Annotated in this window: 15 protein-coding genes and 3 pseudogenes; 2 read left to right on the top strand and 16 right to left on the bottom strand. The window is 34.6% G+C overall.

Annotated elements, in window-relative coordinates:
• Positions 1-415 precede the first annotated feature (415 nt).
• From ECA01S_RS13310 to ECA01S_RS13295, 4 genes are read right to left on the bottom strand one after another with little or no spacing between them, the layout of a single operon-like run.
• Entirely contained in the window at positions 416-1,372 is a 957-nt protein-coding gene (locus tag ECA01S_RS13310) for a hexose kinase (protein WP_067396355.1), read from the bottom strand.
• A gap of 16 nt (positions 1,373-1,388) precedes the next feature.
• The gene (gene lacD, locus ECA01S_RS13305) at positions 1,389-2,381 is read right to left on the bottom strand and encodes a tagatose-bisphosphate aldolase (protein ID WP_010746319.1); all 993 of its coding nucleotides are present in this window, start codon (positions 2,379-2,381) and stop codon (positions 1,389-1,391) included.
• Between the two features lie 22 nt (positions 2,382-2,403).
• Positions 2,404-3,576, bottom strand: coding sequence for an SIS domain-containing protein (locus tag ECA01S_RS13300; RefSeq protein WP_010746320.1), 1,173 nt, complete (start codon positions 3,574-3,576; stop codon positions 2,404-2,406).
• A gap of 11 nt (positions 3,577-3,587) precedes the next feature.
• Positions 3,588-4,310, bottom strand: a complete 723-nt coding sequence (locus ECA01S_RS13295) for a GntR family transcriptional regulator (protein ID WP_010746321.1) — start codon at positions 4,308-4,310, stop codon at positions 3,588-3,590.
• 635 nt (positions 4,311-4,945) lie between these two features.
• Between ECA01S_RS13295 and ECA01S_RS14605 the strand changes: the two genes are divergently transcribed.
• Positions 4,946-5,227, top strand: a complete 282-nt coding sequence (locus ECA01S_RS14605; protein ID WP_306304209.1) for a tyrosine-type recombinase/integrase — start codon at positions 4,946-4,948, stop codon at positions 5,225-5,227.
• Between the two features lie 255 nt (positions 5,228-5,482).
• Here ECA01S_RS14605 and ECA01S_RS13290 read toward each other — a convergent pair whose 3' ends face one another.
• The 12 genes and pseudogenes from ECA01S_RS13290 to ECA01S_RS14600 form a co-directional block, all read right to left on the bottom strand.
• Entirely contained in the window at positions 5,483-5,830 is a 348-nt protein-coding gene (locus ECA01S_RS13290; RefSeq protein WP_010746322.1) for an EamA family transporter, read from the bottom strand.
• Entirely contained in the window at positions 5,823-6,194 is a 372-nt protein-coding gene (locus tag ECA01S_RS13285; RefSeq protein ID WP_010746323.1) for an EamA family transporter, read from the bottom strand. The genes ECA01S_RS13290 and ECA01S_RS13285 overlap by 8 nt, the downstream gene beginning before the upstream one ends.
• 14 nt (positions 6,195-6,208) lie before the next feature.
• Positions 6,209-7,177, bottom strand: a complete 969-nt coding sequence (locus ECA01S_RS13280; RefSeq protein WP_010746324.1) for an alpha/beta hydrolase — start codon at positions 7,175-7,177, stop codon at positions 6,209-6,211.
• A gap of 521 nt (positions 7,178-7,698) precedes the next feature.
• A pseudogene (locus tag ECA01S_RS14875) lies at positions 7,699-7,869 on the bottom strand (IS110 family transposase); the annotation flags it as partial.
• A 574-nt stretch (positions 7,870-8,443) separates the two neighbouring features.
• The gene (locus ECA01S_RS13275) at positions 8,444-8,641 is read right to left on the bottom strand and encodes a hypothetical protein (RefSeq protein WP_010746325.1); all 198 of its coding nucleotides are present in this window, start codon (positions 8,639-8,641) and stop codon (positions 8,444-8,446) included.
• Positions 8,642-8,661: 20 nt separating this feature from the next.
• On the bottom strand, positions 8,662-9,090 hold the full coding sequence (locus tag ECA01S_RS13270; RefSeq protein WP_010746326.1) for a hypothetical protein: 429 nt from the start codon (positions 9,088-9,090) through the stop codon (positions 8,662-8,664).
• A 932-nt stretch (positions 9,091-10,022) separates the two neighbouring features.
• Positions 10,023-10,403, bottom strand: coding sequence for a hypothetical protein (locus ECA01S_RS13265; protein WP_169792782.1), 381 nt, complete (start codon positions 10,401-10,403; stop codon positions 10,023-10,025).
• 103 nt (positions 10,404-10,506) lie between these two features.
• Positions 10,507-11,106, bottom strand: a pseudogene (locus ECA01S_RS13260) (UPF0236 family transposase-like protein); the annotation flags it as partial.
• Between the two features lie 18 nt (positions 11,107-11,124).
• Positions 11,125-11,313, bottom strand: a complete 189-nt coding sequence (locus tag ECA01S_RS13255) for a hypothetical protein (protein ID WP_050444266.1) — start codon at positions 11,311-11,313, stop codon at positions 11,125-11,127.
• Positions 11,314-11,658: 345 nt separating this feature from the next.
• Positions 11,659-11,979: a DUF5839 family protein gene (locus tag ECA01S_RS13250; protein WP_010746330.1), complete on the bottom strand. Its 321-nt coding sequence runs from the start codon at positions 11,977-11,979 to the stop codon at positions 11,659-11,661.
• Between the two features lie 16 nt (positions 11,980-11,995).
• Positions 11,996-12,175, bottom strand: coding sequence for a hypothetical protein (locus tag ECA01S_RS14915; protein WP_505661207.1), 180 nt, complete (start codon positions 12,173-12,175; stop codon positions 11,996-11,998).
• A 40-nt stretch (positions 12,176-12,215) separates the two neighbouring features.
• Positions 12,216-12,366: pseudogene (locus ECA01S_RS14600) on the bottom strand (replication initiator protein A); the annotation flags it as partial.
• 143 nt (positions 12,367-12,509) lie between these two features.
• Between ECA01S_RS14600 and ECA01S_RS13245 the strand changes: the two are divergent.
• Complete coding sequence (locus tag ECA01S_RS13245; RefSeq protein ID WP_010746331.1) at positions 12,510-12,857, top strand: hypothetical protein; 348 nt, start codon at positions 12,510-12,512, stop codon at positions 12,855-12,857.
• The last annotated feature ends 146 nt before the right edge of the window (positions 12,858-13,003 follow it).

Here is a 13,003-nt window from a genome sequence, read left to right as displayed (position 1 = left end):
GGTGATTAAACATTCAATCTCGTATCACACAAGTAATTCATTTTCCTGAAAAACCTTCCCTATTCATCTCAATTGAGTTGCCAAAAGGATAGACTTTTTATTCAACCTAGTAATACGCTAAACAAACCAAATAAGCGTTTTCATTTCCCTGGATAAAATAAGTAGATTATATTTTGAATTGTAAAGCTCAATAAAGTTCTTTACAATTCAAAATACTTCTTATTAATTGTTACTCAAATATACTTCTATTTCTATACGTTTTTATATTATTATATTAAATCCTCTTAAACAAAAAAATCAAACATAAAAGCAATGAAGTAGCAACGATTCCAAAAATCCGGCAATAGTGATAAGTTTTATATAGATTCAGATTAACTGAATTGTATAGGTTATCAACTATCCCTTTCTTAACATCTTAATTATTAATCAAACTATCCCTCGATTTTTTTACTTCAACCTTAGAAAAGTAATTCTTTACATTCGCTAAATCAACATGTCCTGTAATACGTTCTCTAACATTTGCCATACCAGTTGCCATGCACATTCTTAAAATTTCATAAGGGTTCAATTTTTTAGTCATTGCATAAGCAAAACCTGCAATTGTAGCATCACCAGAGCCAACCGGATTTAATACATTAATCTCCGGAATAGTTACTCTGTAAAACATATCACGGTGCTTAGCAATTGCCCCTTCTTTACCCAATGAAACAATAATCCATTCGATTCCCTTAAACAAAGGTTCGACTAATGCAAGTTGAATGTCCTCTAAGTGTTCCAATGAGAACGTTTTTTCTAATAAATTCTCTAACTCTTCCAAATTGGGCTTAATCATATAAGGCTTATTCTGACTTGATAAGACTTTTTCTAAACTCACGCCAGAAGTGTCGAGTAAAACTTTTACTCCATGTGCTTGTGCCGCTTGTACTAATTGTTGATAAAAATCATGCGGTAATCCCTTAGGCAAACTACCCGAAATCGTAATAATCTCAGCTAGGTCTAATAATTCTCGAAATTTATCTGAAAATTTTGCTTGTTCATCCTCAGAAACTATTGGCCCAGATTCTAAAATTTCAGTTTGATTACCTTCATGCAAAACAGCTATAGAGTTACGAGTCTCTTCTTTAATTGTAACAAAGTCATGTTTAATTTCTGCTTTTTCTAATTCTGAAGTAATAAAAGCACCGTGGATGCCTCCTAGCATACCCGTAGCTAAAACATCTCCTTGTAAATCATGAATCACACGAGCAACATTTAGTCCCTTCCCACCAGCCGTTTTTGTTACTTGATTAGTTCGATTAACCGTATTAATATTTAATCGGTCTAATGAATAAGAAATGTCAATTGAAGGATTCATCGTCACAGTTACTATCACGAATTTCCCTCCTGTATTATGATTTTACTTGTATTTTTTTGTGCCAAGAACTAGCCGTTTCTGTAATCACTTTATTTAAACTTTCAATATTTGAACGCCCTTCACTTTGTAACCATTCATACGCAGCTTTTTCCCCTGATTCAACAAATGGCTTAACTCCATTTTTCCATGTTGCACGCCCGCAAAGGACTCCGTTGAAAGTCGAACCTGATTCCTTAGCAAAAATCAACGTTTGTTGGAATAACTCAATTGAAACACCTGCACTCAAAAAAATGAACGGCAACTCTGTTGCTTGACTTTGTTCCAAGAAATGTTTAGCTGCTTCTTCTTTGGTATACGCTATTTCATTCGTACCAAAGCCTTCTACAAATTTCATGTTGACGGGTACTTCAACTTTTAAAACATCTACCTTGTATCGTGGTTTTGAAAATTCCTTCATCATCTCATTAACCTTATGAGGTTTTACTTTGGCATACTCAAGTGAGTTAACGTCTGAATTTTGGGCATCATAAGAAACCAATTCCAAATAAAAAGGGATATCCTCTCCCGCACATTCACTACCTAATCGTTCGACAAAAACATGTTTTTGATGGTTAATTGCTGAATCTTCATCAACATCATAATAAAGGAGGAATTTAATCGCATCAGCCCCACGTTCCTTCAAGCGTAAAACAGACCAATCCGCTAATAAATCGGGTAACCGGCCGGGAGTTGTTGCATCGTAGCCCGTTTTTTCATAGGCCAACAATAATCCCACATCCTTATGACGTGCATTCGCAGCGGGAAGGCCATATTCCGGATCCAATAAGATTGAAGACGCATACGGCGTCAGCTCGCTAGACACCAATTCTTTAAAATGCTCAATATGTTCAGCCGTAGGTTCCACATTTAAAGCTCTAATCATTTTTTTCAGCGCTCCTCGTTGGTCAATAGCTAAAGCGCTGATAATACCATCTTTTGTCGATAGACGGTCCATCGTCTCTTTTTTCCCAGTCGTTAACGTAAGCATGATTTTTCCTCCCCATTGATTCTTATTTATAATTATGAATTGTTACCCCTTTTACAACACGGTTAACTGTTCCGGTTGGTGAAGGTGTATCGGGTTTATTTTCAACCTTAATTGATGATAGCAAAGCAACAGTTTGTGCGACCATGATATACGCTAATGCTAAATAACCATCAGGCAATAATTTTGTTTCAGTTGTAAATTCAAATTTAGCACCAGAAAAATTTCGTTCGCCTGGTTGAGTAATAGCAAAAACACCAGAAGCGATCTTATCCTCTCGAACTTCTTCTAAGACATCTAGATCATAATTTCTTGTGTATGGGTCATTATTGATGAAACCAAACATAAGTGTTTTTTCATTAATAAATGATTTTGGCCCATGACGGAATCCCATAGATGAGTCAAAAATGGTTGCAATTTTTCCAGCTGTCAACTCTAAAATTTTTAATTGTGCTTCTCGAGTTAGTCCAGCTAGACTTCCTGATCCAACATACACAATTCGATCAAAATCCAGCTCAACAATTTTTTTTATCTCGTTTTCACGAACAATAACTTCTTTCCCTAAACCATTTAGTACGCTCACATATTTTTGTTTCTCCGCTAATGTCGCTTGATCAAAAATTAATAATGAACCAAGAGTCATACAAGAAAAACTACCAGTCATCGCAAATCCAGCATCATTCGATCTATCAGGCATTAAGAATAAATAACGATTATCCTTTTTTTTAGTTAATTGAGCTAGCTTTCCGTCTTCAGCGCAGGTAATTGACAAATGATGAATGGTATCAACTACTTGATTGGCCAATTCTACTGCAGCCAAACTTTCCGGACTATTTCCACTACGAGCAAATGAAACTAACAACGTAGGCTCATCTTTAATTAAATATTCCAACGGTTTCGCAACAATATCAGTAGTTCCAATACTTTCAAAACTAAAATTTTTCAAGTCACCATGTTGACGTAAGTAAGGAACCACTGTATCCCCCACATATTGTGAAGTTCCAGCTCCAGTAAAAATAACTCTTGTTCGTTGACCCTTTGCTTGACTTTTAACTCTTGATAAAAAAGCATCCAACTCTGTCTCTATCGATTTATAAAGAGCAACTACCTCTTCCCAAAGTTCTGGTTGTTGACAAATCTCACGAGTTGTAATTTCCGCACCCATTTGTTCTAACTGTTCTTTTTCTAGCGTAAACATATTTACCCCTCCTAACTATTTCGAACATGACGAATCCGATAATGAAACTGATCTGCTCGTGCTACACTTAATGTAAATTCAATGATTTCATTTTTTATGCTATAAGTTTGCCTTGCTAAATGAAGAACCGGAGACCTCTCTGGAATCATGAGCTGTTTTGCATCATCTTTTGACGCTAAACTAGCGTATAATTCTTCATCTGCCAAACGAATCGTTTGATTAAAGTCCACAAACAAGTCATAAAGCGGTTTTTTTCGTAAAAGTTGGCTATTTAAATTCATGAAAAACTTGACTGGCAAATACGTATCTTCAATCATCAAAGGCTCACCATCAGCAATCCGCAAGCGACTTATCTTAAAGACTGTTTCCCCCGGCGAAAGATTTAAATGATGAGAAACAAACTTATCAGCCTTAATCCTTTCAAAGGCTAAAATTCTTGTCTCAGGAATTCTACCAAGATTTTTCATTTGTTGAGTGAAACTGTAAGACCCACCTAAATCCACATCTTTTTTTAGAGCAGAAACAAAAGTACCTTTCCCATGACGTCGATATATATATCCGATATTTTCTAATTCCTTCAAAGCCAAACGAACTGTCGTTCGACTGAGTTGATATTGTACTGCTAACTGTCGTTCAGATGGCAGTTTATCATAAGGAATCATGTTAGCTTTAATTTTCTCTTTTAATTGATCAACAAGTTGATGATATAAAGGTTTTTTTAAAGACTTTTCCATAGGGATCTCCTATCCTTTATCGGTTATAACCACAACTTAATAGTAAAATGGTTTTTTCATCTTTGTCAAAGAAAACTTTTCATTTTAAAAATCCAAGCCTAAAAATATTTATATATTAATGTCCTACCTTATTATTCATGCATTTTTAGTTAATGTCCTATCTTATTATTCATGCATTTTTTGATTATTATAATAAAATAGTTTATATATTTCTCCCAAGATTGGTCAAAAAACTTAATACCACTTTGTAACATTTTGTTCGTGTCATTATTTACTCACCTGAAATTATCACAGGCAATTTTCGGAACTTTTTTGTGTCATCTATTAATAATCTTATCGTAACTATTCAAATTATTTTTAAATTCTGTTAAATATTTTTCAATGTTGTTGGTGTATGCATCCTGTTCTTTAAAAAGGATTCATACCTTTTCGTGTTAATTTTATTTTTTCATAAATATATTTTTGACTAGTTAATTGTTTGTTGATAAACAGTAATGTATTATCTATTTCTTTTGTAATTCCTTGTATAAAGATTTCATCATCTAGGTACTCTTCCTCTATAATATTTAATCTTTCGTTAAGACTATTAAACCTGCTTTCATTATTCAAGAACCTAAAACAAAAAGTTCACAAGCATCATTACTTTAGACAAAACAACTTTAAAAATTCTAGAAGAATGGCGTATCAATCAAAAAGAATGGTACTTAAACTTTGGATATAGCACTTCAAGTCCTAATCAGTTTCTCTTTACAAACAAGTTTAATGAATTATATTATCCACAAGCTCCTAATGACTGGCTCTATAATATTCTCGAAAAATATGATTTACCTAAAATTACTTTACATGGATTTCGCCATACTCATGCAAATCTTCTCTTTGAATCTGGTACAAGTTTAAGGAAGTCCAAGAAAGATTAGGGCACAAGGATGTTAAAGCAATAATGAATATTTACGCCCATGTCACACCAGAAAAAATCGAAGAAACTAGCGAACGATTCGCTAATTATGTAAATTTTTGATGCTAATGGCATTCAATTTGGCACTCAATTTTATCAACGAAAAAAAATACCCGTTAAAAACATTGATATAACAACATTTTTAACGGGTAATAAAATTATCCTACAGAACCTTCCTATGTTGGTATTGTGAAATTCATGAAATTGAACAAATATTCTATTGACTAATAATAAAAACACCAACAATGATTAGAATTACCGCTATCAGTTTACGTGTAGTCAACCTTTCCTTGAAAATGAAATACGAAATAATAACTGTCCAAACGTACGCTAAGGAGGTCATGGGGAACGCAATGGAATAATCTAAGAGCTTTAATAACACAATATTCGTCATTGCACTTAGAATATATAGAAACGAGCCTAAATAAATCCAGCCGTTGGTTAAAAGCAACTTTATACGTAGCTCAGATAGATTACTCATTCCTTTTTTCAAAGCCAAGGCCCCCGCGCTGCCAGAAAGTGTCGTTACGACTAAGTTTATTACCACCGAAGCATAATTAATCATAGCGCCCCCCATTTCCCTCAATACCTAAAATAATTGCTCCGACGATAATCAATCCTGTACCTATAAGTTTATACCATGTAATCATTTCATTCAAAAACAACACACCTAGAAGAATCGATAAGGCAAAGCTCAAGCTCATCATTGGCTGTAAAATAGAGACTTCACCATACCGAAACGCCGCCATCATAAAAAACATACCCACACCGGCTGCCAAAAATCCGACAATATACAAAATAATCGACCGCGTGTCTGTTCCTTCTGCTCCAAATTTCCAAGCAAGCTGCCCAAAACTACTTAAGGTAGCAGCAATCACAATCAAAACAATACTCAAACTAGTTTTCTGCTGTTTCTCCTTTTCATCCATAGTCTCCACCCTTTCTAACAATAATGATGAATAAATTCAAAGACGGTTCCAAAATAATGCTCCGGTTCATAAATGAATGAAGATAAATGCGGAGCATTTTCGACGATCAAGCTTTCCTTTACGCCAGCTGTTGCCTCCATATTTTCATATAGCATTTGATGGGGCACGAATTTATCTCCTGTACCGTGAATGAATAAAATCGGTAGTTGATTCTTTTTCAGTTGCTTAATAGCCGAAGCCTCCTTTAGAGAATAATCGACTTTGGCTTTAGCCCAGCGATTGGCAATTGTTAAAATTGGGAATGCCGGCAAATGAAAGGCTGAACGGAGCATGGCGGCAAATTCTCGATCAACGGCAGAATAGCCACAGTCTGCAATTAGTCCCTTCACATTTGACGGCAGCTTTTCACCACCGGTCATCATCACAGTGGAAGCCCCCATGGACCCGCCGAATAAGATAATTTCTGCTTGAGGCTCAAGCTCTATTACTCGTTGCAACCACTGTAGCAAATCCAAACGATCTAGCCAGCCCATTCCAATAATATTGCCGCTACTTTTACCGTGAGCACGCAAATCAGGTACTAGAATATTATAGCCCTGTTCCGCAAACTTTGAAGCAACAAAGGCCATGTCTCGCTTACCGTAGGAGCGATAACCATGAACACAGATCACCCACTTTTTACTTCCCGGATGCGGGATAAGTAAACGTCCGTACAATTCCCCAGAATTAGTCTCCAACCAGCAATCCTCTGCAAAGTCTGCTTCCCAAAAAAGAGCGCCTACTCGATTCTGTTCTGCCTCAGTTAAATCATATTGTGAGGTTTCCTTATTAAAATTATCTGGATTCATCATTTTGTGTCCGGCTTCGTCATACCAGCTATTCTCTTTAAAAAGCGCCGCATTCAAAAAGAAATTGGCCGCATAAATTGCAATACTGGCAATAATCAGCAGAATCACTAAAATAAAAATGATCAGCCACTTCACTAAACCACCTACCTCCATTGTTCAGTACTTTAAGTATATCTTAATATAAAAAATAGTATTAATCCAGCTAAGTAAAAATTACCCATTAATGGACCTCGTATTGTGAGCAAGCAATGCAATTGGCCTGTTTCTTCTCACTAGTTTTTTTTGATGCCATCTTTTATTCTCAAGAATTTCATGACTAAATAGCGATTTTTATTTATAACGAAAATATAATGAGCATATTCAACTGCAAATAATGTTTATTAATAATGAAAATAAAAAGGCATATTGATGTGTAAACGTTCTCTTTTGTGGTATGTCAAAATAAAAAAGAGTGATAAAAATGAATTTTATCTATAACCTGAAATCTAGATACGAAAAAATTAATCAATATGAAAAAAAGCTACGGCATTCAGAAATAAAATAGCCTGTTATCACAAATTATTGTCTTTTTACTATTCGAAGAGAATAAAAAGCTTTATGAGGAAATTGATTATTTTCAAAAAATAACTGTTTTGTATATATCACTGATAGTTGTTTAATTGACTCGCTTTCTCTGGCTTGATTCGGTTCCTGCTTAACTCAGCTAAGTATTGAGTCAACGTTTCTGCTGAAATTTCTTCTAGCTCTATAGGAGAACTAAACTCAAGCAATAATTCTTTAGAAGCTTTTCCGAAAACGCCTTGCTTGGTAAAAATTGTCGCGTATTGATGTCTACTCTCTTAATAAAAGGGCGTTTCATAATTTTATCCTAGAAGGGAGTAAGTCTGTCTGTATTTGAAGCATATCACTGATAATTGCCTTTGCAATATTAATTTTGCTATTATAGGTAACAAAAACAAAAAATAACCACCTAACACTTTAACTGAAGGTAGATGGTTTAAAACTATTTATCCAAGTCAACGTCTTTTTAACGGCTCTAGTATCACTCATACTGTACCATAAAACATTCCAATTCTCAAAATCTATTAGGATAGTATTGGCTAGAAGCTTCCCTTAGGCTTAATCTTCACGGTTACCTCCAATTCAATCTGCTAAGTTCATTGAATTGTTGTCATTGTTAAAAATTCGATAGAATTAACAAGAGTTTCATATTCTATTTCTTCTCCAAACATATTCTTTAGCACTGAGCTCATTTAATGAATTTTCGTTTATAGAGTTTACAGAAACAGCTTTTAAAAAACTCATCAAGAAAATGAGGACGCTGGAACATTCGTGCAGAGATTAGCGGTAGGTTTTTAAACACGAATAATTAGTTTTATGAAAAAACAATATCCTATAATATTACTTTTCTTTTTGAATTTGTTTATCTTCCTTCTTCCTTCTTTTCTCTTCAGGATCTTCTAAACCTGAAACAGGTTTCTGTAGTTTTTTCGTCTCATCTAGAGTCCTTTGAGTCCTTTGTTCTTCTTTAGGAAAACTAATTTTATTTAAAATATCACTAGCCTGATAGTTGTTGGGAATATTCACGATTTCTGGCATTCCTCACACCTCTACTTTTGTTATCTTGATAAAGTTCCTGAGTACTGGGCAATCCAGTTATTCCCAGCAGACTTGTAACTCTTTAAATACAACTTACCGTAATACCAGCGCCCATAGCGTTTTTCTTTCCAATTCCTAGATTTTGGTGGATATGGCCAACTTTGTTTATCGAAAATCATAGATCCGCTAACCTTAATAGTTTTAGGAACAGCTCTCAACATATCATCTGACGGATTCTCTAATATTAAATAGTTATCTGTTATCGTGGTATCTGAGTTACTTTCCGCAAGGACTATTCCTTCCGAACTTAAGGGACTTAAATCAGAGACAATATTTTGCACTACTGGAACAGTTTCTGAAGTATCTTCTGCATAGACATTTACTAAACCAAAACCACTGACTAAACCGATTGAAATAGGAACAAGTAACACTTTACCTAAATGTTTCATCAAACCACCCCTTTAAATATTTTTCAAAACTATTTGTCATTTTAATAAGTTACCACAAATAATTGTATAAAATCCACGTTATTAACGTCATAAAACAAATTATAGCATCATTATTACCTCAAAAAGTTTTTCACATAAGGAACTACGTATTACAATATGGCCATTAATCGTTGCCACATTGTAGTCATCAGAACATTTTTAGGCCTTCAAAAAAATGACGGCGTTTACATATTGATTATAACAATTTTTGCTCCATTTTCAAAGGTTATAGAAACGAAAAATGACCTCTTAGAACTCTAAAACTCTTTCTTGACATAAAAGTAAATATTATTCTCTAGTATGATCAAATCACGACAAAATAAACCACCGAGAGACGTACTCTATATGAATAATCTATCAAAAAACTAAGATTAATAGACAAAAAGCTGATGATTATGGAGGCCTCTTACGGAGACCTTCCATCTATTATCTACATTGCAAATAGAGAGAAAAGCTGTCAAATCAAGCTTTCTAGAATCAAGAAGCCTAATTAACTCCAAATAAATAGCATTGAAAATCAACAGAATGGTATTCAAAAATTGTTAAACTTGGAACACTTAATCCGCAATTTTGACAACAGGTACCCATTGTTGGGGTTTATTTAGGAGAGCTCAGCATAACAACCATAATCTCAGATTTTCATAGCTAAGCTATCGATAAAATACCACAACATGTCTATTGTCAAGAAACCATTCATTTTTGTATGTGTCTGAATTTTAGTCAGTCTACTCTTTGAGAAAAAATTTTAGAAGATTATTATGAGGATAGAAATGAAGAACGTTTTTTTGCCCACAACTAAATAAACTTAGCTGTTTTTGTTTTTTAACTAAGTTAAGCACGTTCATTGATTATTTTCAATACTTTTGTCACACTTTATCGAACGGATATTCTTTTTATCTTTTCCACCATTTGGATACCCCACTGATATAAATCTTCGTTGGGTACTTTTCTTTTTTCATCTTTCCTCTAGGCGTGTCCATCTTTTCAAATTTTTCATACTCTTCCCGCCATTTTCCGAAAAATAACTCGCGTAATTGGCCTTCTCTCACATCTATAATTAGTTTCCCCATGGTTTCTCCATCAGAAACGAACCAATACATCCCTCTTTTTTTCATGCGATTGGCAATTTTAGACTGTTGCGACTCCATCACCCCAATTCCTTCACCAGAAAAACCATAGTGTTTCGGTGATTTCGTATATTGAAACTCGCGCAATATTTTTTTGCTGAACTTCTCAAAACGTGCTATTTCTTCTCCTTCAAGCATTGCTTCCATCGTCTCTACTACGAGTCGTGCTTTTTTGCTATGCACCTGAAGCGCATGAACAAATCGTTCATACAAAATCGGATTATACCTCTTGAAAAATTCTTTGACTTTTTCATTCAAATGATACCGATTCCAAAAATGAATATGTTGACAAAAAAAGAAGCAACCAATTCTTTAAAAACATACGAAGTATACCCATTCCCATATCTGAATTGGTAATAATTAACGTATTCTCATCTGTTTTGTAATGATTATAAACATACTCCATGACCGCTTCTCTTGCCTGGTGGTTATTTGCGGATAAAATTTCATGTTTATCCATCAATTGATTCCGTCCCTTATATTCTTCTTGACACCCTTGATGAATCACAAAATGCACCAAGTCTGCTCGATGTTCTCCTTTTTGATTTGTTTTGATTTGAATCCCATCCCCTTCAATATACAACAACGAAATCTTTTCTTTCGCTATCGGCTGCTTCTCTTGATAAAAACGATACTCTTCCTTTTCTTTGTAGTATTTACTGGCTAAATTAACTGCTTTTAACACCGTATCCTTCGTAATGTAAATCCCTTTTAAAAGCTGGAATGTTTTCACAACTTCTCGATAAGGCATTTTCGTTGCTAATTCCGCAATCTGTACTAATAACTCCATCGAAAAACGCGTATAGCTAGAGAGTCCTAGTACTTCATCTACAGAGTATCGATGCGTGTTGCCGTCAGTATAGCATTTTCAAGAAAAGGTAACCTCTCCAAACGTAAAAATCACCGTACGGGACGCTGTTTTTACATACTTCCACCACTTCCACCCTTGTGCTTTGATCTCCATGCCAACTTTAGTTTCAATACACGTAATCTTTTCCATAAACTGTTCCATCACTTTTTCTTGATGTCGTTGTTCGAACGCTTTTTCATTAAACATAGGCATTTCCCTTACACTCGTTTTTCTATAAGTATAGGGAGCCGCCTGTTTTTTATCAAATTATTTTTCGTTCTGTCCCTCTTAAAAAAACGTTGAAACGCCTTTTCCAATCGATCAGTAGAAACAGTTGCTGAAAATAGCTCCTATCACTGGTTATTTTCTCGTTACAAAAAGGAACTTGTTTCCTTCTTCTGTCATAAAAACGAATCCTTCTTTAATTTCAATAAAGTTGAGAATCAATTCAATTTTTTATGGATTAGGCATGAACCCTAGTGAATTTTTTGACATTTAGACGAGTTCCCTCCATTCGATTCTAAAAAAAAAAGCGTGAAAGGGTTAACCCTTTCACGCTTTTTTCCGAGTATTATTTAATTTTTTCAATTCTTCTGTTGTTGCTTCTCGAATCGCTGGCTGCTGCTCTTGAAATTCTTGAATTTTTGAGATACTCGCATATTTTTTACCAGTTTCACGAAAATTTTCGTGAAAAACTTTAGTGACTAAAACTATTTGTTTTTTGTTTACACGAACCACTGAATTCACTTGAATATCTTTGTCTTGCAGCGCTCTAGGAATGTGCCAGTAATATTTTTTAGCTTTTGGTTTATATAATAATTCTCCGTTTACAGGGAATAAATGAACCCCTTCGATTGTATTATTTGGTGTCATTCTGTTCGTCTCCTAACTAAATATTTTCGTTTGGTTCTAACCAGTTGTGCAAAAGAACAGGGGAGCTATTGCTGTCTTTTGGTTTTTCCCATATTTGCATTTGTAGTACGCAATTCTCAAAGGTGGTACAAAAAGCCCCGAACATATAATTGTCACGATTCTTAACCTTGTGGTCGGTCTTGATCTTATGATACACCTTGCGTAAGGTTGTTTCTACTTCCTCTTGCCAATCTTCTGTGATCCAGTCTATCCTTTAAAATCATGTATGCTATTTGACGTCGTTAGAGATCTTTTTGTATTTGCTTCCATACATTAATACTTTTGGAAATTGGAAATATAATTCCCATATACACTTTTAGATTTTATAAATTGAAAGATTGTTTTGATTGGTTTAGGTTCTTGGGGGTGTTTATCAAGGGCAAAATGGTTGAATGAGCAAGTAGACAAAAAAATAAAAAGTAGGTAAAACTACACAAATAATAATCAGGAGGGCTTTTAATGAAGTTGTTTGGAAATTATTAGTTGCCTCAATGTTATTTGGATTTGTTGGGTTAGGATACAATGTTGTTGCTCATGCAGATACTACGATCGACAGTGAAACACAGACAAATGTTTTGCAAGAACCACCTGTAAAATTTGAACACGCAGAAAACATTGACCAAGTTATAGAAGAAATAGATAATTATTATCTATCAAGAACCTCGATTCAAACACGAGCTACTGCTGGAACTAAATGGAAAAATGGAGAAAAAGTCTGGGACGGAAAAGTTGGATACTACGTTACCAATTATTATTGGGTTAAAGGTAGTGACATGGTTCGCGGAACCTCATCGGTAATGCTCAAAGAAAAGCTGTTATTGCAAAGTATGGTAGTGTAAACGGAAAAACTTCCTATAAAATGAAAACAACACAACATATTACTAAAACAGAATATCAAACTTAAGGATATATAACCATTTCAGCAAAAGCTTGGTGCTATGCACGTGATTAGAAAAACTATCGCAACAGAGACAGCAAAAGATTA

The organism is Enterococcus canis NBRC 100695 (assembly GCF_001544375.1).
Classification (GTDB): domain Bacteria; phylum Bacillota; class Bacilli; order Lactobacillales; family Enterococcaceae; genus Enterococcus_H; species Enterococcus_H canis.
The sequence above is the reverse complement of the archived record's forward strand: the minus strand, read 5'-3'. Positions and strand labels throughout refer to the sequence as shown.

What these genes read in the sequence shown, in the direction of transcription:
- lacD (WP_010746319.1), bottom strand. Translation starts at nt 2,381, where the DNA reads ATGCTTACGTTAACGACTGGGAAAAAAGAGACGATGGACCGTCTATCG.
- ECA01S_RS13300 (WP_010746320.1), bottom strand. Translation starts at nt 3,576, where the DNA reads ATGTTTACGCTAGAAAAAGAACAGTTAGAACAAATGGGTGCGGAAATT.
- ECA01S_RS13295 (WP_010746321.1), bottom strand. Translation starts at nt 4,310, where the DNA reads ATGGAAAAGTCTTTAAAAAAACCTTTATATCATCAACTTGTTGATCAA.
- ECA01S_RS13290 (WP_010746322.1), bottom strand. Translation starts at nt 5,830, where the DNA reads ATGATTAATTATGCTTCGGTGGTAATAAACTTAGTCGTAACGACACTT.
- ECA01S_RS13285 (WP_010746323.1), bottom strand. Translation starts at nt 6,194, where the DNA reads ATGGATGAAAAGGAGAAACAGCAGAAAACTAGTTTGAGTATTGTTTTG.
- ECA01S_RS13275 (WP_010746325.1), bottom strand. Translation starts at nt 8,641, where the DNA reads ATGCCAGAAATCGTGAATATTCCCAACAACTATCAGGCTAGTGATATT.
- ECA01S_RS13270 (WP_010746326.1), bottom strand. Translation starts at nt 9,090, where the DNA reads ATGAAACATTTAGGTAAAGTGTTACTTGTTCCTATTTCAATCGGTTTA.
- ECA01S_RS13265 (WP_169792782.1), bottom strand. Translation starts at nt 10,403, where the DNA reads ATGGAAGCAATGCTTGAAGGAGAAGAAATAGCACGTTTTGAGAAGTTC.
- ECA01S_RS13255 (WP_050444266.1), bottom strand. Translation starts at nt 11,313, where the DNA reads ATGTTTAATGAAAAAGCGTTCGAACAACGACATCAAGAAAAAGTGATG.
- ECA01S_RS13250 (WP_010746330.1), bottom strand. Translation starts at nt 11,979, where the DNA reads ATGACACCAAATAATACAATCGAAGGGGTTCATTTATTCCCTGTAAAC.
- ECA01S_RS13245 (WP_010746331.1), top strand. Translation starts at nt 12,510, where the DNA reads ATGTTATTTGGATTTGTTGGGTTAGGATACAATGTTGTTGCTCATGCA.